Source organism: Mycolicibacterium sp. HS_4_1, from assembly GCF_054515875.1.
Genome location: NZ_CM137261.1, coordinates 4,455,716 through 4,479,355 on the forward strand (window position 1 = coordinate 4,455,716; position 23,640 = coordinate 4,479,355).

The 23,640-nt window shown below is 67.4% G+C and carries 22 protein-coding genes; 15 read left to right on the top strand and 7 right to left on the bottom strand.

The features are described from left to right. The first annotated feature begins 42 nt into the window (after positions 1 to 42). Positions 43 to 1,512, top strand: coding sequence for a phospho-sugar mutase (locus tag ACX12F_RS21475; RefSeq protein WP_459370451.1), 1,470 nt, complete (start codon positions 43 to 45; stop codon positions 1,510 to 1,512). A gap of 122 nt (positions 1,513 to 1,634) precedes the next feature. Here the strand turns inward: ACX12F_RS21475 and upp are convergent, their stop codons facing one another. Next, positions 1,635 to 2,258, bottom strand: coding sequence for a uracil phosphoribosyltransferase (gene upp / locus ACX12F_RS21480; protein ID WP_459366360.1), 624 nt, complete (start codon positions 2,256 to 2,258; stop codon positions 1,635 to 1,637). Positions 2,259 to 2,308: 50 nt separating this feature from the next. Between upp and ACX12F_RS21485 the strand changes: the two genes are divergently transcribed. From ACX12F_RS21485 to ACX12F_RS21515, 7 genes are all read left to right on the top strand, one after another. Further along, positions 2,309 to 2,611 (top strand): type VII secretion target, encoded by a 303-nt coding sequence (locus ACX12F_RS21485; RefSeq protein ID WP_459366361.1) that lies wholly within the window; start codon positions 2,309 to 2,311, stop codon positions 2,609 to 2,611. Continuing rightward, entirely contained in the window at positions 2,611 to 3,711 is a 1,101-nt protein-coding gene (locus tag ACX12F_RS21490; RefSeq protein ID WP_459366362.1) for a C40 family peptidase, read from the top strand. Before ACX12F_RS21485 ends, ACX12F_RS21490 begins: the two co-directional genes overlap by 1 nt. Beyond that, positions 3,708 to 3,917, top strand: coding sequence for a hypothetical protein (locus tag ACX12F_RS21495; protein ID WP_459366363.1), 210 nt, complete (start codon positions 3,708 to 3,710; stop codon positions 3,915 to 3,917). Before ACX12F_RS21490 ends, ACX12F_RS21495 begins: the two co-directional genes overlap by 4 nt. Positions 3,918 to 3,927: 10 nt before the next feature. After that, positions 3,928 to 5,217 carry a protein export chaperone SatS gene (satS, locus tag ACX12F_RS21500; RefSeq protein ID WP_459366364.1) on the top strand — a complete coding sequence of 430 codons (1,290 nt, stop codon included), beginning with the start codon at positions 3,928 to 3,930 and terminating at the stop codon, positions 5,215 to 5,217. 58 nt (positions 5,218 to 5,275) lie between these two features. After that, a complete protein-coding gene (locus ACX12F_RS21505; protein ID WP_459366365.1) occupies positions 5,276 to 6,115 on the top strand; it encodes an alpha/beta fold hydrolase in 840 nt (279 codons plus the stop codon). A gap of 235 nt (positions 6,116 to 6,350) precedes the next feature. Then, on the top strand, positions 6,351 to 6,779 hold the full coding sequence (locus tag ACX12F_RS21510; RefSeq protein WP_459370452.1) for an MmpS family transport accessory protein: 429 nt from the start codon (positions 6,351 to 6,353) through the stop codon (positions 6,777 to 6,779). Continuing rightward, a complete protein-coding gene (locus ACX12F_RS21515; RefSeq protein ID WP_459366366.1) occupies positions 6,776 to 9,736 on the top strand; it encodes an MMPL/RND family transporter in 2,961 nt (986 codons plus the stop codon). The genes ACX12F_RS21510 and ACX12F_RS21515 overlap by 4 nt, the downstream gene beginning before the upstream one ends. Here ACX12F_RS21515 and ACX12F_RS21520 read toward each other — a convergent pair. After that, positions 9,715 to 10,800, bottom strand: coding sequence for an adenosine deaminase (locus ACX12F_RS21520; RefSeq protein WP_459366367.1), 1,086 nt, complete (start codon positions 10,798 to 10,800; stop codon positions 9,715 to 9,717). The genes ACX12F_RS21515 and ACX12F_RS21520 overlap by 22 nt on opposite strands. Positions 10,801 to 10,828: 28 nt before the next feature. Then, positions 10,829 to 11,650, bottom strand: a complete 822-nt coding sequence (locus ACX12F_RS21525) for a dienelactone hydrolase family protein (RefSeq protein WP_459366368.1) — start codon at positions 11,648 to 11,650, stop codon at positions 10,829 to 10,831. Positions 11,651 to 11,840: 190 nt separating this feature from the next. On the opposite strand from ACX12F_RS21525, the gene ACX12F_RS21530 reads away from it, so the two are divergent. After that, on the top strand, positions 11,841 to 13,892 hold the full coding sequence (locus ACX12F_RS21530; protein ID WP_459366369.1) for a hypothetical protein: 2,052 nt from the start codon (positions 11,841 to 11,843) through the stop codon (positions 13,890 to 13,892). Here the strand turns inward: ACX12F_RS21530 and ACX12F_RS21535 are convergent, their stop codons facing one another. After that, positions 13,893 to 15,209, bottom strand: coding sequence for a thymidine phosphorylase (locus ACX12F_RS21535; RefSeq protein ID WP_459366370.1), 1,317 nt, complete (start codon positions 15,207 to 15,209; stop codon positions 13,893 to 13,895). Between the two features lie 83 nt (positions 15,210 to 15,292). After that, positions 15,293 to 15,688: a cytidine deaminase gene (locus ACX12F_RS21540; RefSeq protein ID WP_459366371.1), complete on the bottom strand. Its 396-nt coding sequence runs from the start codon at positions 15,686 to 15,688 to the stop codon at positions 15,293 to 15,295. Positions 15,689 to 15,913: 225 nt separating this feature from the next. Between ACX12F_RS21540 and sdhC the strand changes: the two genes are divergently transcribed. From sdhC to ACX12F_RS21560, 4 genes are read left to right on the top strand one after another with little or no spacing between them, the layout of a single operon-like run. Continuing rightward, a complete protein-coding gene (sdhC, locus tag ACX12F_RS21545) occupies positions 15,914 to 16,351 on the top strand; it encodes a succinate dehydrogenase, cytochrome b556 subunit (RefSeq protein WP_138231865.1) in 438 nt (145 codons plus the stop codon). A gap of 59 nt (positions 16,352 to 16,410) precedes the next feature. Continuing rightward, positions 16,411 to 16,830, top strand: a complete 420-nt coding sequence (locus tag ACX12F_RS21550) for a succinate dehydrogenase hydrophobic membrane anchor subunit (RefSeq protein ID WP_459370453.1) — start codon at positions 16,411 to 16,413, stop codon at positions 16,828 to 16,830. Positions 16,831 to 16,838: 8 nt separating this feature from the next. Further along, positions 16,839 to 18,593 carry a succinate dehydrogenase flavoprotein subunit gene (gene sdhA / locus ACX12F_RS21555; RefSeq protein ID WP_459366372.1) on the top strand — a complete coding sequence of 585 codons (1,755 nt, stop codon included), beginning with the start codon at positions 16,839 to 16,841 and terminating at the stop codon, positions 18,591 to 18,593. Between the two features lies 1 nt (position 18,594). Further along, the gene (locus ACX12F_RS21560) at positions 18,595 to 19,371 is read left to right on the top strand and encodes a succinate dehydrogenase iron-sulfur subunit (RefSeq protein ID WP_455980183.1); all 777 of its coding nucleotides are present in this window, start codon (positions 18,595 to 18,597) and stop codon (positions 19,369 to 19,371) included. A 61-nt stretch (positions 19,372 to 19,432) separates the two neighbouring features. Here ACX12F_RS21560 and ACX12F_RS21565 read toward each other — a convergent pair whose 3' ends face one another. Beyond that, the gene (locus ACX12F_RS21565) at positions 19,433 to 20,290 is read right to left on the bottom strand and encodes a hypothetical protein (protein ID WP_459366373.1); all 858 of its coding nucleotides are present in this window, start codon (positions 20,288 to 20,290) and stop codon (positions 19,433 to 19,435) included. Positions 20,291 to 20,432: 142 nt separating this feature from the next. Between ACX12F_RS21565 and ACX12F_RS21570 the strand changes: the two genes are divergently transcribed. After that, positions 20,433 to 21,425: an AurF N-oxygenase family protein gene (locus ACX12F_RS21570; RefSeq protein WP_459366374.1), complete on the top strand. Its 993-nt coding sequence runs from the start codon at positions 20,433 to 20,435 to the stop codon at positions 21,423 to 21,425. Next, positions 21,425 to 22,855: an FAD-dependent oxidoreductase gene (locus ACX12F_RS21575; protein ID WP_459366375.1), complete on the top strand. Its 1,431-nt coding sequence runs from the start codon at positions 21,425 to 21,427 to the stop codon at positions 22,853 to 22,855. Before ACX12F_RS21570 ends, ACX12F_RS21575 begins: the two co-directional genes overlap by 1 nt. Here the strand turns inward: ACX12F_RS21575 and ACX12F_RS21580 are convergent. Continuing rightward, positions 22,831 to 23,565: a TetR/AcrR family transcriptional regulator gene (locus ACX12F_RS21580; RefSeq protein ID WP_459366376.1), complete on the bottom strand. Its 735-nt coding sequence runs from the start codon at positions 23,563 to 23,565 to the stop codon at positions 22,831 to 22,833. The genes ACX12F_RS21575 and ACX12F_RS21580 overlap by 25 nt on opposite strands. Positions 23,566 to 23,640: the final 75 nt, after the last annotated feature.

Sequence of the window (23,640 nt, forward strand, 5' to 3'; positions counted from 1 at the left end):
TCCGCACCTCTGACCTTCGGCACCGCCGGCCTCCGAGGGCCCATGCGTGAGGGTCTCGACGCCATGAACGTGACCACCGTCAGTCGCGCGACGTGGGCGGTGGCCCAGGTGCTCAAAGACCGCTGCCGGGGCGGGTCGACGATCGTGGTCGGTCGCGACGCGCGGCACCACTCTGACGAATTCGCCACCGCGACGGCAGAAATCTTTGCCGCCCAGGGATTTTCCGTAGTGTTGCTCCCCCACCCGGCGCCGACACCCGTCGTGGCCTATGCGGTGCGACATCTCAATGCCGTGGCCGGCGTGCAGATCACGGCGTCGCACAATCCGCCGGCCGACAACGGCTACAAGGTGTACTTCGACGGCGGCATCCAGATCGTCCCGCCGACCGATCGGGACATCGAGACCGCCATGCGCCAGGCGCCGACCGACGTCGCCCGGCAGCCCGTGACGCCCGCCGATGAGACGCTTGTCGAGCAGTACGCGCGGCACACCGGGGCACTGCGCACGACCGAAGGTGGCGTCCGGGTGGCGCTGACCGCGATGCACGGAGTCGGTGGCGCACTGGCGGTTGATGTGCTGAACCGAGCCGGCATCGCCGATATTCGCGCGGTGGCAACACAATTCGACCCCGACCCGGACTTCCCCACCGTGACGTTCCCGAATCCCGAGGAGCCCGGCGCCACCGACCTGCTGCTGGCTTTGGCCGCCGAGACCGGCGCCGAAGTCGCGATCGCCCTCGATCCCGATGCGGACCGCTGCGCCGTGGGCATCCCGACCACCAGTGGCTGGCGCATGCTGTCCGGCAACGAAACCGGTTGGCTGCTGGGCGATTACCTGTTGTCGCGCCTGCGCCCGAACGAAGCCAGAGACACCGTCGTCGCCAGCTCACTCGTGTCGTCGCAGCTGCTTGGCTCGATCGCTGCCGACTACGGTGCCCACCATGTCGAAACCCTCACCGGCTTCAAGTGGCTGGCCCGCGCCGACAACGACATTCCGGGTGCCACCCTGCGCTACGCCTACGAAGAGGCCATCGGGCACTGCGTCGACCCCGAGGCGGTGCGTGACAAAGACGGCATCAGCGCGGCAGTGGTGTTCTGCGATCTGGTTGTGGCACTGCGGAATCAAGGCCAGACGGTCGAGCAGCGATTGGACTATCTCGCCGCAAAGTACGGAGTCCACGTCACCGGCGCGGTTTCGGTACATACCGACGCCGACGCGGTGATGTCCCGGCTGCGGGCCGAACCGCCGACCGAGATCGCCGGTACCCCGGTCCACACGCAGGACCTGGCGCAGCTGCGCGGACAACGGCGCACCGACGCCCTCGTCTTCACCGGCGAGGGCCTACGGGTCGCGGTCCGTCCGTCGGGCACCGAGCCAAAGGTCAAGGGCTATCTCGAGATCAGCAGGCTACCGGCCGCCGATGTGACTGCCAGCCGGACCATCGCCGAGTCAGAACTGGCGAAGATCCGGGACGCGGTAGCCGGGCTCCTGGCCCGGCCTGAGTGTCCCTGACACCTTCGCGACAGAACCCGTCAGCGTGTGTTGACATCGTCAGCTGATGCTGACGACTCCAGATCGCAAGTGTTGCAAGAGCAGACGACACGCCGACACAAGCGACACGCCCAATGCCATCCTCAGCGTGGACCGAACTGCCGATCGCCCGCATCGCCCAGGCCCGGCACGATGTACGCGTCGGCGTTCAGGCTCTCGTCGATGGTCGCGGTGACCAACTTCAGCGAAGGAACCACCTTCTCCACCAAGGCAATTCCGTCGGGAGCACACACCACGCACACGGCGGTGATGTCGTCAGCCCCGCGGTCGAGAAGCAGGCGCAGGGTGTGTGCCAGCGACCCACCGGTGGCGAGCATCGGGTCCAGCACCATGACCGGCCGTCCGCTCAGATCTGCCGGCAGCGACTCCAGGTACGGCGTCGGTTGATGGGTCGTCTCGTCGCGGGCCATGCCGACGAAGCCGACCTGAGCCTCCGGAATCAACGCGTGCGCCTGGTCGACCATGCCCAGACCGGCGCGCAGCACCGGCACCAACAGAGGCGGGTTCGACAGCCGTGACCCGGTGGTGGCCGCCACCGGGGTCTGGACCGGCAACTCTTCACACGCCAGGGAGCGGGTGGCCTCGTAGACCAGCATCAGCGTCAGGTCACGCAGCGCAGCGCGAAACCCCGCATTGTCGGTGCGCTCGTCGCGCAAGGTGGTCAGCCGCGCGGCGGCCAGGGGGTGGTCGACGACCCGGACGTCCATGGGCGCCAAGATTAATGGAACCGAACGGGCATGACGGCCGTCTTATCCACATGACCCGAAACCTGACCGTGGACCCGTCAGCCCTGCACGCTCTGGCCGCCGATTACCGCGCTCAGAGCACCGAACTGGCCGCGCATGCGGCGAGCCTGACCGCCCTCACGCGACAGTTCGACGTGTTCGGCCCGGTCGGTGCGGCCTTCGCCACCGCACTGGCACAAGCAACGCACCACCAGGCTCAGTTGGCGCACCGCCTCAGCGCGCACCTGGACACCGGCAGCGAAGCGGCCCTCGGCACCGCGACCGGCTTCATCGACGCCGACCACAGCGCCGGCGGCCGGATCGGAGTCTGGTGATGACGGGTTCGTTGACAACCGCCCTCACGGCGCCGATCCGCGAGGTGCAGGCGTTGGTCGGCCCCGGCGGAGCTGATCCGTCCGATGCCCTGCGCGCGGTGCAGTCCGGGCTGGACGACGTCGCCGCCGCTGCCGACGGCACGTGGCAGCAGGCGGGCGGGCAGTGGACCGGCGCCGCAGCGGGCGGTGCGGGCCAGTTCGCGAACGCGGCCGTCACGGCCATCGTGGCGATGGCGATGACCGCCGGGCAGCTCAGCACCCACACCGAACGCGCCGCTGCCGCAGTGGCACGGGCCCGCGAACGTCTCGACGCCATCCTGCGGAATTTCGAGACCAGAGCCGCCGAGCTCGAACCCACCCTCGAATCGCCCGCCGATGCCGCGGCACTCATCGACGAAGCCAGCCGCGCTCTCGACGAGGCCATCGCCGTGGTGGACGAGCTGCACACCGAACTCGCCGGCCAAGCCGAGCAGGTCACCGCGGCAGCGAGCGCGCCTCCGCCGGCAAGTCACGGATCGTCTTGGCCCACTAGCGGATTGGGCACGGGAACCTCCGCCGGACCAGGACCCGGCATGGGCCTGCCGAGCCCGGGTTCAGCCGGCGGGCTTGGCGCCAATTGGGCGAGTGGGCTCGCGGCCCCCGCGGCCCAGGCCGCGCAGGCCGCGCTCACCCACCGCCGACCGCCCGACCCGGCAAAGTTCGGTGCCGGCGAAGCCGTCACGCTGCCCGACGGCAGCACCGCCACTGCACCGAACAAGGTCGCGGCCGACGCGGTGCGGCACGCCCTGACACAACTGGGTGTGCCGTACGTGTGGGGCGGGACGACGCCCGGCGTCGGACTGGACTGCAGCGGCCTGACGCAGTGGGCGTATCGCGAGGCCGGCCTCGACCTACCTCGGCTGGCGCAGGAGCAGGACATCGGCGCCGCCGTCGACCGCGGCTCGCTACGCCCCGGAGACCTCGCGGTGTGGGACGGCCACGTCGCGATGATCGTCGGCAATGGCCTCATGGTGGAAGCCGGCGACCCCGTTCAGCTGTCCCCGATCCGAACCACCAACCTGAACCAGGGTTTCCACGGCTTCTTCCGCCCGACCGCATGACCGCTGCCGAATACGACGACGCGATGGCCCGCGCCCGCGCGGCGCTGGCGGTGCTGAGGCGTGCGGCTGCCGAACTGTCGAGAGCGGACGCCGCCGCCGATATCACCGCGGCGCTGGACCACCTGCGCGACGATCTGTACCAACACGGATCACCCACCACCCGGCGACCCGATGCCCCCAGCGTCGACCAACCTGAGCGCCGATAGGCTGTGCCGCATGGCTGCTGACATCGTGCCGGTTCGGCTCGGGTTGACCAAAGGCGATCTGTACACCCTGTGGGCGCCGCTGTGGCGCGACTCGGACGACGAGTGGGAAGCGTTCCTCGGCCACGAGGACGATCTCTACGCCTTCGAATCCGTCGCTGACCTGGCCGCTTTTGTGCGGACCAACACCGACAACGACCTCGCCGACCACCCGAAGTGGAAGGCACTCGGCGAGGCCAACGCCCACCGCCTGAACCCGGACGAGAGCCACCTGCACGACCTGGTCGGCGTTCCGGAACTGGTCGCCGAGAAGCCCACCGAGGAGTCCGTCACCGCACTGCGGCGGACGCTGCAGGTCGTCGGCGCGCTCGGCTCGGTGTGCGACCTGATCGCCGTGGCGAAGTTCTTCAACGGCAACCCCGTGCTGTCGACGCTCGGCGGCGGGGCCGAGGCCTACTCGGGCCGAGCCGGCCGCAAGCGCTGGGCCGACATCGAGGCCGCCGTCGGCCGCAGCTGGGACCATGTGCTCGACGCCATCGACGCGCTGGTGACCACCCCCGAGGTCGACGCCAAGGCCGCCGAGAAGGCCCAGGCAGAGCTCGACGAGCCCGCGCCCGAGCCCGAGGAAGACGAACTCGACGAGACCGAGGCCGCAGCCGAAGACTCCGACGATGTGGTCATCGAGGACGAGGTGGACACCGACTCCGAGGAGGCGACCCTGACCGCACAGGCCGAGCGCCAGCTGCTCGGCGGCGACGAGGACTTCTGGGAGCGCGTCGGCATCGACCCGATCCGCATCATGACCAAGGGCGGCACCTTCTACACGCTGCGCTGCTACTACAACGACCAGCCACGGTTCCTCGGCCGCAACGGCCGCATCAGTGTGTTCGGCTCGGAGCGCGCCCTGGCCCGCTACCTGGCCGACGAGCACGAGAGCGACCTGTCCAGCTTCGAGGCCTACAGCGACATCCGCACCGCGGCCACCGACGGCTCGTTGCAGATCCGCGTCACCGAGGACAACGTCTACGTGCTCAGCGGCCTGTCGGACGACATCTCCGACGGCCCCGACGCCGTCGACCGCGAGCAGCTGGACCTGGCGGTCGAGTTCGTCCGCGACGTGTGTGACTACGCCGACGACGGCACCGCCGACAAGTACCTGACCACCAGCCAGCCGCTGGGCAAGTTCGTCGGTCATGTGCTGGAGCCCGAGACCGTCGGCGCCCCGTCGAAGCCATACGCCGAGGCCGTCGCCCAGTGGGAGACCCTGGAGCGCTTCGTCGAGTCACGCCTGCGCCAGGAGTAACGCCCCGGAAAAGACGAGCGCGCGATGAGTTGAGGCGCCTGGCCCGGTCTGCACTGACATGACCCAGACCAGCGCCCAGCCCGTCATTCGAAGCCTCGCCATCCCCGGCGCCACCCTGCACTACGAGGTGCGCGGCAGCGGGCCGGCGCTCGCCGTCATCGGTTCGCCGATGACGGCGTCCGAGTTCGCTTCGGTGGCCGACGCCCTGGCCGTCGACCACACGGTCGTGACGTACGACCCCCGCGGTCTGGGAGCTAGTCGCATCGACGACCCCGCGCAGGACTCCACGCCGGAACTGCGGGCCGACGACGTCGCCGCAATCCTCGAAGACCTGGGCGCCGGCCCGGCCGACGTCTTTGGCTCCAGTGGCGGCGCGGTGACCGGCCTGGCGCTGGCGGCCAAGTATCCGGGCTGGGTGCGAACGTTGGTCGCGCACGAGCCGCCGCTGTTGGAGTTGCTGCCCGCGTCCGACGCCGCCAGACAGCGCGCGGCGACGCGGGACATCATCGCCACCTTCCACAGCGACGGACCCGGCGCGGCGATGGCGAAGTTCATGGCCACGGCGGGCTTCGACCAGTCCGAGGACGGCACGCCGGTTCAGCAGGGACCGCCGCCCGCACCGAGCGAGATGGCCAAGCAGCTCGCCGACCTGTCCCGCTTCTTCAACCATGAATTGCTCTGCACCACAACGTATGTGCCGGACGTCCAGGCCCTGAAATCAGCCCGGATCGTAGTCGGCATCGGCGCCGAATCCGAGCACCTCATCACCCACGGCACCTCGTTGGCACTGTGCCGCCGGCTGGGCGTCGAGCCCGTCGTCTTCCCTGGCGATCACGGTGGGTTCATGGCCGCGCCCGCCGAGTTCGCCGACGCGCTGCGGGCCGCCCTCTCCGATTGAAACCCCGTTTACCTGCCGCAACAGGACCCCGGTTCCAGCCCTCAGGAATTCGCATTGCAAAATTAGTTAGCAAGGCGTAAGAATTTCCCAAGAATCCGCTGAGTAAGCGGAGTCGCCTGCCGGGTGCGGGCGAGGGCAGCAGCTTGATCGTCGGGGTCGGTCAACGCGTTGAGCGGAAGGTGGTCGAGTGCGGTCGGTGTCGGCGGGTCGACGATTGAAGCAGGGGTCGATAGGGCTGCTGAAGAAGATCTGGATACCTCTTCTTCTGGTGGCCGTATTGGCGGTGTCGGGTCTCGTGGTGTCCCGCCTGCACGCGAAGTTCGGGTCGGAGAACCTCAACGCGCATGCCGGTGCGGGCATCGAGATCGTCCAGTTCAACCCCAAGGTGCTGGTGTATGAGGTCTACGGACCGCCTGGAAGCTCAGCCGAGATCAGCTACTTCGATCCCGACGCCAACGTGCACTCGGTCAGCGCCCCGCTGCCCTGGTCCGTCACCCTGTCCACCACCCTGCCGACCGTCAGCGCGAACCTGATGGCGCGCAGCGACAGTGAGCGCAGCAGCGACCACATCGGTTGCCGCGTCACCGTCAACGGCACCGTCCGCGAGGAGCAATCCGCCAATGGCGTCAACGCCCAGACCTACTGCCTGGTGAAGTCCGCATGACCGAAACACTTGAGACACAACACGACACAGCAGGCAAGCGGCCCAAGTTCGCACACGCGCTGCGTATCCTGTCGGTGCCGATCATCCTGTTCTGGATCGCGATCGCCGTACTGGTGAACGTGATCGCACCGCCGCTCGAAGTCGTCGGCGAGCTGCACGCCGCGCCCATGGCGCCCGAAGACGCCCCATCGATGCACGCGATGAAGTTGATGGGCGCCAACTTCAAGGAGTTCAACTCCAACAGCACCATCATGGTCGTCGTCGAGGGCAAGGAACCGCTGGGCCCGGACGCCCACGCGTACTACGACGAGATCATCCGCAAACTGCAGCGCGATCCCGAGCACATCCAGCACATCCAGGACTTCTGGGGCGACACGCTGACGGCGGCGGGAGCCCAGAGCGCCGACGGCAAGGCGTCGTACGTGATGCTCAACCTCGCCGGCGAACAGGGCATGACGCTTGCCAACGAAGGCGTGGACGCGGTCCGCAAGGTCATCGAGGAGACCAAAGCCCCGCCGGGCGTGCAGGCGTACGTCGCCGGGCCCGCCGCACTGACCGATGATCTGCACGTCATCGGCAACGCGAGCCTGGTGATGATCACCCTGATCACCCTCGCCGCGATCGCGGGCATGCTGCTGGTGGTCTACCGCTCGGTCAGGACCACCCTGGTCCAGCTGTTCCTGACGTTCCTGGCGCTGCTGACCGCACGCGGTGTGGTCTCGGTGCTCGCCACTCACGATGTTTTCGGGCTGACGACCTTCGCGGGCAACATCCTGACGATGCTGGCGATCGCCGCGGCCACCGACTACGGCATCTTCATCTTCGGCCGGTACCGCGAAGACCGCGGCATGGGTCTGGACCGCGACGACTCGTACTACGCCACCTTCAAGTCCGTCGCGCCCGTGATCGTGGGTTCCGGGCTGACCATCGCCGGCGCCACGTACTGCCTGAGCTTCTGCCGTTTGCCCTACTTCACCACCATGGGCGCGCCCGTCGCGATCGGCATGCTCGTGGTGGTGGCGATCTCGGTCACGCTCGGGCCGGCCGTCCTGTTCCTCGGCAGCCGGGTCGGGATGTACGAATCCAAGCGGCCGCCGCAGAGCAGGTTCTGGCGCCGCATCGGCACGTCCGTGGTGCGTTGGCCCGCACCGATTCTGGTGGCCAGCCTCTTCGTCGTGCTGATCGGGATCGTGGCCATCCCCGGCTACAAACCCGCCTACAACGACCGCTACTACCTGCCCGCGGACGCCAAGGTCAACATCGGCTTCGCGGCCGCCGACAGGCACTTCACGCAGGCCCGGATGAACCCCGACATCCTGATGGTCGAGTCCGGCCACGACATGCGCAATCCCGCCGACATGCTGGTGCTGAACAAGATTGCGAGCAACGTTATGCACACCGAGGGCATCGCGATGGTGCAGAGCATCACCCGGCCGCTCGGAATCCCCATCCAGCACAGCTCGATTCCGTTCCAGACGAGTATCTCGGGCCAGACCAGCAACATGAACCTGCCGTTCCAGCGCAAGCAACTGGAAGACCAGCTCAGGATGATCGACGCGACCAACGTCTCGATCGACATCCTGGAGAAGCAGTACGCACTTTCTCTCGAGCAGACCAGGCTGACCCAGGACTCGGACCGCAAGTCCCAGGAGCTGCTCAAGGTGACCGAGCAGATGCGCGACAACATCGCGAACTTCGACGACCAGTTCCGCCCGATGCGCAACTACTTCTACTGGGAGCCGCACTGCTTCGACATCCCGATGTGCGCGGCCATCCGGTCGGTGTTCGACTCCTTGGACGGCATCGATGAACTGACCGACCGGACCAGCGACGTCCAGGTCAACACCGACAAACTGGCCGACCTCGCACCGAAGCTGACGGCGCTGCTCCCCCAGACCATCGCGTCGATGAAGACCAGCCGGGACCTGTCGCTGGCGTCGTACAACTCGCAGAAGGCCCTCATCGACCAGATGCAGGCGATGAACGACACCGCGCTGGCGATGGGTGCCGCCTTCGACGGCGCCAAGAACGACGACCTGTTCTACCTGCCGCCCGAGGCCTTCCAGAACCCGGACTTCCAGCGCGGGCTGAAGATGTTCATGTCACCGGACGGCAAGTCGGCGCGCATGTTCATCACCCACCAGAGTGACCCGGCGACCGTCGACGGCATCGCCCGAGTGGAATCCGAACGCAAGGCCGCGCAGGAGGCCTTGAAGATGTCGTCGCTGTCGGACGCCAAGATCTACCTCGGCGGCGTCGCGGCGACCTACAAGGACATGGCCGACGGCGCGCGCTACGACCTGATGATCGCCGTGGTGTCCTCGCTGACGCTGATCTTCATGATCATGCTCATCCTGACCCGCAGCGCGGTCGCGGCGCTGACGATCGTCGGCACGGCGGGCAGCTCCATCGCCGCGTCGTTCGGCATCTCGGTGCTGCTCTGGCAGGACCTGTTCGGCATCCAGGTGCAGTGGCTGGTCATGCTGATGTCGGTCATCATCCTGTTGGCGGTCGGCTCGGACTACAACCTGCTGCTGGTCTCCCGGTTCCAGGACGAGATCCACGCCGGCCTGAAGACCGGCATCATCCGGTCCATGGCGGGCACCGGCGGCGTCGTGACGTCGGCCGGACTGGTGTTCGCGGCCACCATGGCCGGCATGATGGCAAGCAAGCTGATCGTGCTGGCGCAGATGGGCTCGACCATCGCCATCGGTCTGCTGATCGACACCTTCATCGTGCGGTCACTGCTGATGCCGTCCATCGCGGTGCTGCTCGGCCGCTGGTTCTGGTGGCCGCAGGTGGTGCACCCGCGGGGCAGGTACAACACCGAGAAGTACGTGCCCAAGGCATTCCAGCAGCCGCGGCAGCAGGAGCCTGCCACCGCGGGCGCCGGAGGCGGTCGGGCAGGTTTCGTTGACGACGCCCCGACGGACAGCTATCCGACCAGCACGGCGTAGCGCGGTTTGATGATGTCGTCGATGATCGCGAGCCGCTCGTCGAACGGGATGAAGGCCGACTTCATGGCGTTGATCGTGAACCGTTGCAGATCGGCCCAGCCGTAGCCGAACTCGTTCACCAGGTGCGCCATCTCCTGCGTCATGGTGGTGTCGCTCATCAGGCGGTTGTCGGTGTTCACGGTGACGCGGAAGCGCAGCCGCGCCAACTGGTCGAACGGGTGCTCGGCGATGCTGGCCGCGGCGCCGGTCTGCACATTGCTGCTCGGGCACATCTCCAGCGGAATCCGCTTGTCCCGCACAATGTTCGCCACTCGCCCGAGCCGGTAGGCACCGTCGCGTCCGGTCTCGATGTCGTCGACGATACGCACGCCGTGCCCCAGCCGATCGGCGCCGCAGTAGGCGATGGCCTCGTGGATCGACGGCAGCCCGAAGGCCTCGCCGGCGTGAATCGTGAAGCGCGCGTTGTTGCCCCGCATGTACTCGAAGGCATCGAGGTGGCGGGTCGGAGGGTAGCCGGCCTCGGCACCGGCGATGTCGAATCCGACCACACCCAGGTCGCGGAACCGAATGGCCAACTCGGCGATCTCCCGGGACCGGGCGGCGTGCCGCATCGCGGTCACCAGGCACCGGACCGTCGTCGTATGCCCCGCCGCTGCCGCGGCCTTCTCCCCGTCGGCGAATCCGGCCAGCACCGCGTCGACAACCTCGTCGAGCACCAGACCGCCGGCGATGTGCAGCTCGGGCGCGAACCGCACCTCGGCGTAGACGACGTTGTCGGCGGCCAGGTCCTCGACGCATTCGTATGCGACGCGGTACAGCGCGTCGGTGGTCTGCATGACGCCGACGGTGTGCGCGAACGGCTCCAGATAGCGGACCAGCGATCCGCTGTGCGCCTGGGTACGGAACCACATCGCCAGTTCACCCACGTCCATGGTGGGTAGGTCGCCGTAGCCGCTCTGCTCGGCGAGCTCCACCACGGTGGCGGGGCGCAGGCCGCCGTCCAGGTGATCGTGCAACAGGGCTTTCGGTGCCTGCTTGATCTGATCCAGCGTCAGGGTGGTCATGTGTCCATCTTGCGCCGGATGGTGGCTTTTAGCCCGCGGGTTCCGCCGCCGGCAGCAGCCGGGTCCGGAACAGGTCCAGCACCTGATCCAGCGCGGCTCGGGTGGGCTGGCCCGGCTCGTCGATCAGATGCTCGGTGACCACCGAGTGCGGTGGTAGGCGGGCGTCGGGGTTGGCGTCGGCGTCCTCGAGTTCGACGGCGATGAACGCGTCACCGAGTTGCTCGCGCAGGAAGTCGAAACGTTCTGCCGGCACCAGCTTGTCGCCCTTGAATCGCATCCCGATGACGTTGAGCCCGCGGGCGCAGCGGCCTTTGACGACCTCAAGGTCCGCCGGCGAGATGTCGATGTTGTGGCGCTGTTTGGCGGTCAGCCCCACGGGCATCGACGGCTGCGACAGCACCGGCGCCAGGATGACGTCATCCGTGGCCATCGCCAAGGCGTAGCCACCGGTGAAGCACATGCCGATCGCGCCGACGCCGGGCCCGCCACAGCGTTCGTGCTCGGCGCGCGCCAGCGCCCGTAGCCAGTCGACCACCGGCGATGTCTTGCCCGTGGCGAGGATGGTGAACTCCTTGCTGATGCACGACGGCACCACTGACGCCATGCCTTTGAGCGCGGCCATGTTGCTGGCGTTGGGGTCAAGGCCCGGGATGCCGAAAAGGTGCGGCAGTACAGCGGTACAACCCAGGTCGGCAACCTTGCGGGCGAAGTCGAGGACCTTCGGCGTGATGCCCGGTATTTCGGCGATCACGATGACGGCCGGTCCGCTACCGCGACGAAATACGGTGCGGGTCGTGCCGTTGTAGGTGAACTCGGAGCGTTCGAAGTCGAGCAGAGCGTCGTCAGCCATGCGCATGACCCTAGCCGCGCACATGTGCCAGAACCATGGATGTCTTTTCGCCCACCGCGAATCGGCCGCGGCACAGGCCGATCCGAGAAATTTACGGATATGCCCATTCCTGTATGTTTCCTGTGCGTAAATTTAGCCGAGCTGATCAACGCAGCGGACAATCGCGATTTTTCAAACTGAGGGGGCAGTTGTGGCAGGTGCACATCGGAAGCAGCGCGAAACGCGGACGTTGCCGGTATCGGGCTGGTTGAGCGCCGGTGCCGCGGCAGTCGGCATCGGGGCAGCACTGCTGGCTCCCGCAGCCGTGGCATCGGCACAGACCGGTGACGGCACCGGCCACTCCGCGTCGTCCACGCCGTCCGGTCAGGCATCAGGCTCAGCCGGCACGCCGACCAAGTCCAACGGCGGCTCCGAATCCTCCGGCTCGTCAAAGCCCAAGCCCGACAAGCGCACCCAGGCGAACAAGAACTCGCCCGCCAAAGCCAACTCCCCCGCAGCGTCCGCGCGGCAGCCGCGCAGCTCGGCGGCGGCCAAGCCGAGCGAACCGACGACATCCACCCCGAAGACCAAACCCGCGCGCAAGGCCGAAAACTCCACTCCGGCAAAGGCTTCGCCAGTCTCGCCGACAGCGGCTGCCGTTCCGGCCGCGGCGGCAGCGGCTCCGATCGCCGCAGTGTTCTCGGGTCAACCTGCGGGCGCCACAGCGAACTTCGCGACGCGCACCGCGACGTCCCTGGCCGCCACCCCGAACACCGCACCGAATCCGTTGGCGCCGATGATCGCAATGACCACCGGCTTGCTGACCTCTATCGGGCGCGATCTTCGCAATTCCGCCCACACCATCGGCACCGAGGGCGGCCGCGTGGTGGCGTTCTTCATCGGCAACGGCACCGCCGACCATCCCAACGCGGGCATCCTGCTGGGCAACGGGTTCAGCTACACCGCCGCTACGTGCCTCACCATCTGCAACGGCGGGCGCAGCGGTCTGATCGGCAACGGCGGCAACGGTTTTGGCGGCGGCAGAGGGGCGAGCGCACAGCTCATCGGACACGGCGGTAACGGCAGCAACGGCGTGGCCGCGGGCGCCGACGGCGGCCGTGGCGGCAATGGTGGTGTGTTCTGGGGCAATGGCGGACACGGCGGTAACGGCGCTTCCGCGACGGCGCCAGGCGGAAATGGTGGCGCGGGCGGCGACGGCGGCAACACCGGCCAATGGGCCTGGTTGAGCACCGGCGGCAACGGCGGTCACGGTGGCAACGGGGCCGCCGGCACGGCCGGTGCGGCCGGCGTCGGCGGGGGCACCGCCGCGGCCAGCAATGGCGGGAACGCCACCAAGGGCGGCGATGGCGGTGCGGCTGGCCACGGCGGCAGCGCCGGACGCAACAGCTACGCCTCCAGCGGTGGTAATGGCGGCAACGGCGGCAACGGTGGAGCCGGGGCGGCGGGCGGTGCCGGCGCGACCGCTGCCGGCCAAGTCGACACGAACGGCAACCCCATCAACAACGGCAATGGCGGCAAGGGCGGCGACGGCAGCAACGGCGGTGCGGGCGGCGCAGCCGGTTGGGGTGGCGACTCGTCTATCTACTTGGGCCGCAACGGCAGTGGCGGCAACGGCGGCAAGGGCGGCGACGCTGGCCTGGCGGGGAACGGCGCAGACGGCGCGAACGGAACCGGCACCAACGGCGACGGCGGCAACGGCGGCGACGGCGGCACGGCGGGTCTGAACGGAGCCGGTGGCGCCCTTGGCTACGAGGGATTCGGCGGCGGCCTCGCCGGCAACCGGGGCACCAACGGGGCGGTCGGTACCGCGACCGTCGCGAAGGGCAACGGCAGCGGCGGGAACGGCGGAAACGGCTACAGCTTCAATGGCACCGGTACCGGCTCTGACGGCGGTAAGGGCGGTGCCGGCGGGAACGGCGGCAAGTACGGCAACGGCGGTAAGGGCGGTAACGGCGGCAATGCCGACTCCGGGTCCGGCAACTCGGGCGCCGGCCAATTCGCGGGTGACGGGGGCACCGGCGGCGATGCGGGCAACGGCGGTGCCGGCGGGTCCATCGTCGGTGACGGCGGCAATGGGGGTAACGGTGGCAGCGGCGGTAGCGGTGGCAACGGGTCTGCCGGCGCCACCGCCGGCGACGCCGGCACGGGCGGAGCCCTCGGCACCGGAGGCGCTGCGCCCAAGGGCACGAAGGGCTCCGACGGCACCAAGGGCGCCGACGGCCAGCCGGGCGCCCAGAGCTAGCTAGACAATTCGGTCGATCACAAGCGGCCTCGAGGGTGGCTGGACGTCGCTGACGGACCAGCCGCCTTCGAGCTCGGTCAGAGCTGACGGCAGCCGCTCGGGCGTCTCGGTATACAGCGTGAACAGCGTCTCCCCGGCAGCGACCGGCTCTCCGCTACGGCGGTGGATATACAGCCCCGCCCCGGCCTGCACCGGGTCACCGGGCTGGGCCCGCCCCGCGCCGAGCCGCCACACGGCCATCGCCACGGCCATGGCATCGATGTCGCCCATCACCCCGCTGCGGGCGGCCACCACCGTCTCTGTGTGCGCACCCATCGGCAACGGCGCGTCGGGATCGCCGCCCTGGGCGGCGATCAACTGCCGGAAACAGTCCATCGCGGTGCCGTCGGTCAGGGTCTGTGCCGGGTCGACGCCGTCGATACCGGCCACGTCGAGCATCTCCCGGGCGAGCGCCACGGTCAGCGCGACGACGTCGTCCGGGCCGCCTCCGGCCAGCACCTCCAGCGACTCGGCGACCTCGACGGCGTTGCCGACAGCGCGACCCAACGGCCGGTCCATGTCGGTGAGCAGTGCCCTGGTCGGTACGCCGTAGGCGATGCCGAGGTCGACCATGGTGCGCGCCAGCTCGCGCGACTCGGCCTCGGTCTTGAGAAACGCGCCGCGACCGACCTTGACATCCAGCACCAGCGAGCGGGCCCCCTCGGCCAGTTTCTTGCTCATGATCGAGCTGGCGATGAGCGGCAGGGACTCCGTCGTGCCGGTGACGTCACGCAGGGCGTAGATCTTACGGTCGGCCGGCGCCAGGTCTCCGGCCGCGAAGATGGCCGCTCCGATTTCGGAAAGCTGTTGGCGGATACGATCTTTGGACAGTTCGGCGGTGAATCCGGGGATCGCTTCCAGCTTGTCAAGGGTGCCGCCGGTATGCCCGAGGCCGCGGCCCGCCGCCTGCGGCACGGCGCCGCCGCACGCCAGCACGACGGGCACCAACGGAATGGTGAGCTTGTCGCCGACACCGCCCGTGGAGTGCTTGTCCACCAGGGCGAGCGGCCGGCCGCCGCGCCGCAGGTCGGTGAAGTCGAAACGCTCCCCCGAGTCGACCATGGCCGCCGTCCAGCGAGCGATCTCGGCTGCGGTCATACCGCGCAGGAAGATCGCCATCAGCAAGGCCGACATCTGCGCGTCAGCGACGCGCCCGTGGGTATAGCCGTCGATCACCCAGTCGATTGCGGCGTCGGACAGGGCGCCGCCGTCCCGCTTGGTGCGGATGACGGTCGGAGCATCGAGATGCGCCCCATGATGTGGTGCGTCCGACGGCACGATCGAATCCTCCTGTCGGGGCCGCAGGTCGGCCCATCGAGCTGGTTACCGGTCGGTAATCAGAAGTGTTGCCCCGCTTGGCGTTACCGGCGGTTCAGGTCATCCGGCCCGAAGGCGTCGGGCAGTAGTTCGCCCAGAGGGCGCGGACCCGAGGCGTGGTCGATCAGCATGGCCGGTCCACCGTGCTCGAGCAGCACTTGCCGGCAGCGGCCGCACGGCGTCAGCACCGCGCCGGAGCCGTCCACACACGCCAGCGCCAGCAGCCGTCCACCCCCGCTGGAATGTAGGGCGCAGACCACAGCACACTCCGCGCAGAGGCCAAGGCCATATGAGACATTTTCCACATTGCAGCCCACCACGATTCGGCCGTCGTCAACCAGCGCCGCGGCGCCCACCGGGAACTTCGAATAGGGCGCATAGGCGCCGCTGGATACAGATATTGCCTTGTCCCGCAATAACTTCCAGTCAATTTCCGGCATCACCGACACCCCGTTCCCGGCACCCCGACACCACGTCGAGACCTGACCCGACCACCCAGTAAGTTAACGTAGGCAAACCTAATTTCTGCCGCTGGTTCACCATTCCCCCCACACGCTAGTTCTGACTGTGCGCAAATTGGGATTAGAGTCGCCCCGAGGTTTGGGCTCGGCACGCGAAAAAGTTGCTGCCGGGTCATGCGTCCACCGATGGCGTTGGAGGTCGAAATGAGTACAGCGGCAGCCGCGGATTCCGCCATACCCGCGCCGCGTTCATCCCCGCAGAAGCGGCGGACCCTGTATCGCGGAGACCCGGGCATGTGGTCCTGGGTACTACACCGCATCACCGGTGCCACCATCTTCTTCTTCTTGCTGGTCCATGTTCTGGACACGGCGCTGGTCCGGGTCAGCCCCGAGGCCTACAACGAGGTGATCAACACCTACAAGACGCCGATCATCGGGTTCATGGAGATGGGCCTGGTCGCGGCGGTGCTCTACCACGCCCTCAACGGCGTGCGAGTCATCTTGATCGACTTCTGGCAACAGGGCCCCAAATACCAGCGGGTCATGTTGTGGACCATCCTGGCTATCTGGATCGCGGTCGTCATTGCCGCAGTTGGGGTTGAGGGCATGCACATGGTTGAGCATTACGGGTGGCTCAAGTGACCACTCATACCGATTCCGGCGCCGCTGAGGCGCGTCGCGGAGGCCGTCCGGCCCCGGTCATGGAGCGCGAGCACGACCGCCCCGCCGCCCTCGACCATCCCCGTGCTCCCCGCCGCCCCCGCGGCATCCCGTACTTCGAGAAGTACGCCTGGCTGTTCATGCGATTCTCCGGCGCAGCCCTGGTGCTGCTCGCCCTCGGTCACCTGTTCATCGGGCTGATCTGGCAGAACGGCGTCTACCGAATCGACTTCAACTACGTCGCACAGCGCTGGGCCTCGCCGTTCTGGCAGATCTGGGACATGGCCCTGCTGTGGCTGGCGCTGGTGCACGGCGCCAATGGCATGCGCACCATCATCGGTGACTACGCCCGCAAGAACACCACCAAGTTCTGGCTGAACTCGATTCTGTTGCTGGCCACCGGATTCACCCTGGTGCTGGGCAGCTACGTGCTCGTCACCTTCGACGCGAACATCAAATAGGGACGCCCATGATTCAGGAACATCGCTACGACGTCGTCATCGTCGGTGCCGGTGGCGCAGGTATGCGCGCGGCTGTGGAAGCCGGCCCGCGCGTGCGCACCGCAGTGCTGACCAAGCTGTACCCGACGCGTTCGCACACCGGTGCCGCCCAGGGCGGCATGTGTGCCGCACTCGCCAATGTCGAGGACGACAACTGGGAGTGGCACACCTTCGATACCGTCAAGGGTGGCGACTACCTCGCTGACCAGGACGCCGTCGAGGTCATGTGCAAGGAAGCCATCGACGCGGTGCTGGACCTCGAGAAGATGGGCATGCCGTTCAACCGGACGCCCGAGGGCCGCATCGACCAGCGTCGCTTCGGCGGTCACACCCGTGACCACGGCAAGGCTCCGGTCCGCCGCGCCTGCTACGCCGCCGACCGCACCGGCCACATGATCCTGCAGACGCTGTACCAAAACTGCGTCAAGCACGACGTCCAGTTCTTCAACGAGTTCTACGCGCTCGACGTGGTCCTCACCGACACCCCGGGCGGCCCCGTCGCCACCGGCATCATCGCCTACGAGCTGGCCACCGGCGACATCCACATCTTCCACGCCAAGGCCATCGTCTTCGCCACCGGCGGGTCGGGCCGGATGTACAAGACCACCTCCAACGCCCACACCCTCACCGGTGACGGCCTGGGCATCATCTTCCGCAAGGGACTTCCCTTGGAGGACATGGAGTTCCACCAGTTCCACCCGACAGGCCTGGCCGGCCTGGGCATCCTGATCTCGGAAGCCGTGCGTGGTGAGGGTGGACGTCTGCTCAACGGCGAAGGCGAGCGCTTCATGGAGCGCTACGCCCCCACCATCGTCGACCTGGCGCCCCGCGACATCGTCGCCCGCTCCATGGTGCTCGAGGTCCTCGAGGGCCGCGGCGCCGGACCGCACAAGGACTACGTCTACATCGACGTGCGCCACCTCGGCGCGGAGGTGCTGGAGGCCAAGCTTCCGGACATCACCGAGTTCGCTCGCACCTACCTCGGCGTCGACCCCGTCACCGAACTGGTGCCGGTGTACCCGACCTGCCACTACGTCATGGGCGGTATCCCGACCACGATCAACGGCCAGGTGCTGCGCGACAACGTCAACGTGGTTCCGGGCCTGTACGCCGCCGGTGAATGTGCCTGTGTCTCTGTGCACGGCGCCAACCGCCTGGGCACCAACTCGCTGCTGGATATCAACGTGTTCGGCCGTCGCGCCGGTATCGCCGCCGCCGAGTACGCGCAGAACCACAACTACGTCGAGCTGCCGGACAACCCGGCCGACATGGTCGTGGGCTGGGTCGGCGACATCCTGTCCGACCACGGCAATGAGCGCGTCGCCGACATCCGCACCGCGCTGCAGCAGTCCATGGACAACAACGCCGCGGTGTTCCGCACCGAGGAAACCCTCAAGCAGGCGCTGACGGACATCCATGCGCTGAAGGAGCGGTACAGCCGAATCACGGTGCACGACAAGGGCAAGCGCTACAACAGCGACCTGCTCGAGGCCATCGAGCTGGGCTTCCTGCTCGAGCTGGCCGAAGTCACCGTCGTCGGTGCGCTGAACCGCAAGGAATCGCGTGGCGGCCACGCCCGCGAGGACTACCCGGACCGCGACGACACCAACTACATGCGCCACACCATGGCCTACAAGCAGGGCGCCGACCTCCTGTCCGATATCCGGTTGGACTACAAGCCCGTCGTCCAGACCCGGTACGAGCCGATGGAACGGAAGTACTGACATGACTGCTGTTCTGGACAAAGGGACCGACCAGGCCCTGCCCCCGGTGCCGGACGGCGCCGTCATGGTCACGCTGAAGATCGCCCGGTTCAACCCGGAGAACCCGGACGCCGCCGGCTTCCAGAGCTTCCGCGTGCCGTGCCTGCCTTCGGACCGGTTGCTCAACCTGCTGCTGTACGTGAAGGGCTACCTGGACGGCACGCTGACGTTCCGTCGGTCCTGCGCGCACGGCGTGTGCGGCTCGGACGCCATGCGGATCAACGGCGTGAACCGGCTGGCCTGCAAGGTCCTCATGCGTGACCTGCTGCCGAAGAAGGCCGGCAAGGACCTCACCATCACCATCGAGCCCATCCGCGGCCTGCCCGTGGAGAAGGATCTGGTGGTGGACATGGAGCCGTTCTTCGACGCCTACCGCGCCGTGAAGCCGTTCCTCATCACCTCGGGTAACCCCCCGACCCGTGAGCGCATCCAGTCGCAGACCGACCGTGCGCGCTTCGACGACACCACCAAGTGCATCCTGTGCGCCTGCTGCACCACGTCGTGCCCGGTGTACTGGAGCGAGGGTTCGTACTTCGGCCCCGCCGCGATCGTCAACGCGCACCGGTTCATCTTCGACTCGCGTGACGAGGCAGCCGCCGAGCGGCTGGACATCCTCAACGAGGTCGATGGGGTGTGGCGCTGCCGCACCACCTTCAACTGCACCGAGGCGTGCCCCCGCGGCATCCAGGTGACGAAGGCGATCCAGGAAGTCAAGCGCGCCTTGATGTTTGCCCGCTAGAGGTTTTCTAGCTCCAACGTGAAGAAGATCGCGAGAATTCACCAAATTCTCGCGATCTTCTTCACGTTGGGCAGCCTGCGGCGGCCAGCGCCGCCCAGACACGCTCGATAACGGTGCGTGGGCGGTGGTTCAGCAGGTTGGCGCCAACCCGAACCATCCGCCAACCGAGGTCCCGGTACTCGACGTCCTGATCGATGTCTTTGGCGCGCTGCCGCGGGTCCTCCCAATGTTGGATGCCGTCGTACTGCACGCCGACCTTCCATCGCCGCCAACCCATGTCGATCCGCCCGACCAACTCCCCGTACTCGCCGAATACCTCGATCTGAGTGTCAGTCGGCCTCATTCCAGCATCGGTGAGCAGCAGCCGCGTGCGGGTCTCCTGGGGTGACTCCGCACCGCAGTCGGCGAGATCCAATACCCGACGCAATTGGACCAGCCCACGCGCACCCCGGTGCCGATCGATAAGCGCTTGTACCTCAACGAGTTTCAGATCACATGCCTGCAGCAGCGCGTCAATCCGGATAACCGCCGCGGTGAGCCCGCGACGTCGGCCCAGATCGAAAGCGGTCCTGGCAGGTGTCGTCGCCCGAATCTCGCGGACCAGGCTGATCTCGTCCTCGGCGAGCTGGTCGCTGTGCAGCAGCACACCCGCGGCTTTGTACCTGCTGGGGTGATTGATTTCAGCAGGCTCCCTGACATCAATCCACTTCGAGCCATGCAATGCAGCGGCAGACAAACCCGCGGCAACACCGCGCCGCCCTGACCACAGCCAGGCCGCGACGGCTCTGTCGACGGGAGTCATGACCGCGCCCTGGGGGACGTAGACATCACGGTGGATCATGTCGTGCCGGGTGTCCAGCCGGTACCGGCTGACCAATCCCGCAGCAAGTGCCTCTGAGCCCAGGAAGGGCCAATCCATCGCCACGTGTATTGGACTCTCGCGTGATGCGACTGGTTCCACATTCCGCCCAACGTGAAGTCGATTGCGAGAATCTGCGGAAATCTCATGATCTACTTCACGTTCGGCACAGGTATTTACTGGGACCCACGTTCCCGGTAAATTGGATCCCATGACGATCCCCAACGCTGTGGAGCCCAGCTACCAGAACCTGTTGGACGTGTTGTCCGAGGGCTCGGTACGGCGCCGCTTCGATCCCTACCTCGACATCGAGTGGGATGCCCCCGACATGCAGATCGACCTGAACGATCCGCGGTGGGCGCTGTCCCCGACCATCGACCCGCTGGGCGCCACCGAGTGGTACCAGAGCCAGCCGCTCGAGCGGCAGATCGAGATCGGCCGGTGGCGGACGCTCAACACCGTCAAGGTGGGTGCGGCGTTCGAGAGCATCCTGATCCGCGGGCTGATGGCCTTCATCATGAAGCTGCCCAACAACTCCCCCGAGTTCCGGTACGCGCTCCACGAGATGACCGAAGAGTGCAACCACATCCAGATGTTCCAGGAGCTCGTCAACCGCTCCGGGACGGACGTGCCCGGCATGCGGAAGCTGTTCTTCAAGCTGTCGCCGTACATCGGCCTGGTGGGGCAGTACTCACCGACGGCGTTCATGGCCGGCATCCTCGCCGGCGAAGAGCCCATCGACCACTTCCAGAAGGGCATGATCCGCGAGGGCGCCAATCTGCCACCGGCGGTGTTGCGCACCATGCAGATCCACATCGCCGAGGAAGCTCGGCACATCTCGTGGGCCAACGAGTTCCTCAAGACCCGCATGCCCGACCGGTCGTGGCGGTTCAAGGCCTTCGCCACCGTCGCGTTCCCGCTGACGCTGCGTTGGCTGGCGCACGAGATCATGGGATCGTCGAAGTCGTTCGGCAAGCAGTTCGATATCCCGGAAGACGTTATGCGGCAGGCTTTCTGGCGCAGTCCGCAGTCGCGGAAGATCATGGCGAGCTTCTTCGACGAGACCCGTGCGCTCGCCGAGGAGATCGGCCTGATGAACCGTGTCGGGCGCTGGATGTGGGAGCGCTGTGGCATCGCCGGTGAGACGGCCCGCTACCGCAGTGCCCCCAACCGCGAGGCACAGCTGATCTCCTGATGCCCCACGTCATCACGCAGTCCTGCTGCAGCGACGCCTCGTGCGTCTACGCCTGCCCGGTCAACTGCATTCACCCCACGCCCGACGAGCCGGACTTCCACACCGCACAGATGCTCTACATCGACCCGGTGGAGTGCGTCGACTGCGGCGCGTGCGTGACGGCCTGTCCGGTCGACGCCATCAAGCACGACGGTTCCCTGGAGCCCACTGAGAGGGTCTTCCTCGAGCTCAACGCTGATTTCTACAAAGAACCACGACCCCGGGCGCTGCTGGCGCCGGTCGTCCCGCCGCTGCAAGTCCGCGCTCCCGGGACTGTCAACGTCGCCATCGTCGGCTCCGGCCCCGCCGCCATGTACGCCGCCGACGAAGTGCTGACCATCCCGGCAGCCCGGGTCCGGATGTACGAGCGACTCCCCCAGCGCGGCGGCCTCGCCCGCTTCGGGGTCGCGCCCGACCACGGGCGCACCCGCGGCGTGTCAAGCCAGTTCGACACCATCTGCGCCGATCCGCGGCTGGAGTTGGTCACCGGCATCGAGGTGGGTACCGACATCACCCATCAGCAGCTGCTCGCCGATCACGACGCGGTCATCTACGCCGTGGGCGCGTCCAGCGACCGTCCGCTCGACGTCCCCGGCGCCGGGCTACCGGGCGTCAGCTCGGCCACCCGGTTCGTAGCGTGGTACAACGGCCATCCCGATTTCGCCGACGCCGCCTTCGATCTGTCACAGCCGCGCGCCGTGGTCATCGGCAACGGCAACGTCGCGCTCGACGTCGCCCGGATCCTCACCACCGATCCCGACCGGCTGGCCGCCACCGACATCGCGCCATACGCGTTGAAGGCCTTGCAGCAGAGCCAGATCGAGGAAGTGTTTGTCGTCGGCCGGCGGGGGCTAGCGCAGTCGGCATTCACGGTGCCGGAGCTTGTCGGCCTGACGTCCATGCCCGACGTCGACGTCGTCGTCTCACCACAGGACCTGGCGTCACTGCCGGATACCGATCCGCGCGCCCGCTTCCTGCGCGATCTGCCGCGACGGCCCGGCAACCGCCGGATCGTGCTGGAGTACTTGCAGTCACCCACCGCCATCGCACGCACCGCGGCCGGACTGGACATCGAATTCGCGCGCAACGAACTCGTGGCCGCGCCCGACGGCACCGCCAAGGTGAAGCCGACCGGTGACGTGCACAGTGTCTCTGCCGGACTCGTGCTGACGTCCATCGGATACCGGGGACGGCCGGTCGCGGACCTGCCATTCGACGACGCGCGCGGAACCGTCCCGCACAACGAAGGCCGGGTCGACGGCGTTGTCGCCACCTACGTGACCGGCTGGATCAAGCGCGGCCCGACGGGATTCATCGGCACCAACAAGTCCTGCGCGCAGGAGACCGTGCGCGCTCTGGTGGCCGACTACAACGCGGGGTTGCTGGCCTGACGGTTCGCCAGCGCGGCGACCACGGCGACGAGCGGCTCGTCCCGGCTCACCTCGAACCCGATCGCCCGCGCGGCGCCGTCGATGACGTACCAGGTGAAGTCGGCCAGGTGCGCGATCATCTCTTCGCGGGTGTGCGTCGGCGCCGGACTGCGCACCCATGCGAACAGCGTCTCCTCGACCATGGTCACGATCGCCAGCGGAACCAGTTTGAACGCGCTGTCCTCGACGCCGATGGCCAACTGGATGGCGGCGATGATGCCGTCCGCACGTTCGATGATGCGTAGCTTCAGCTCGCCCACGGCGTCGAGCGTCTGGTCGCCCTCGAACGACGGGCCGTTGCGTGCGAATTCGTTCAGCCGCGGATGGTCGATCATCCAGTCCGCGACCGCTTCGATGGTCCGGGTCAGAATCTCTCGCAGTGAGCCGTCGGTGATGTCGAGCTTGCCGACCAGGACGGACCCGAAGTCGTCGATCAGGTACGACCGCACCCGGCGTTCGAGCTCATCCTTGCCGGAGGTCTGCCGGTAGATCACCGACTTGGCGACGCCCGCGCGCTTGGCGATGGCCGCGACCGAGATGTCGGCGCCGGCCGGGCTCTCCTCCAGCAGCTCGATCATCGCCAGCAGGATCTGGGACCGGCGCTCGGCGTTGTGCTGCTCCCACCGCGCCTCGTAACCACTCACCGAGGCAGGGTTCGGGGCCACAGACATGGGCTCTACCGTAGCCGCTGCCGTGACGCACGCCACGCGCCGTCACACGTCGCCGCGCTGTCTCGTCCAATGGAT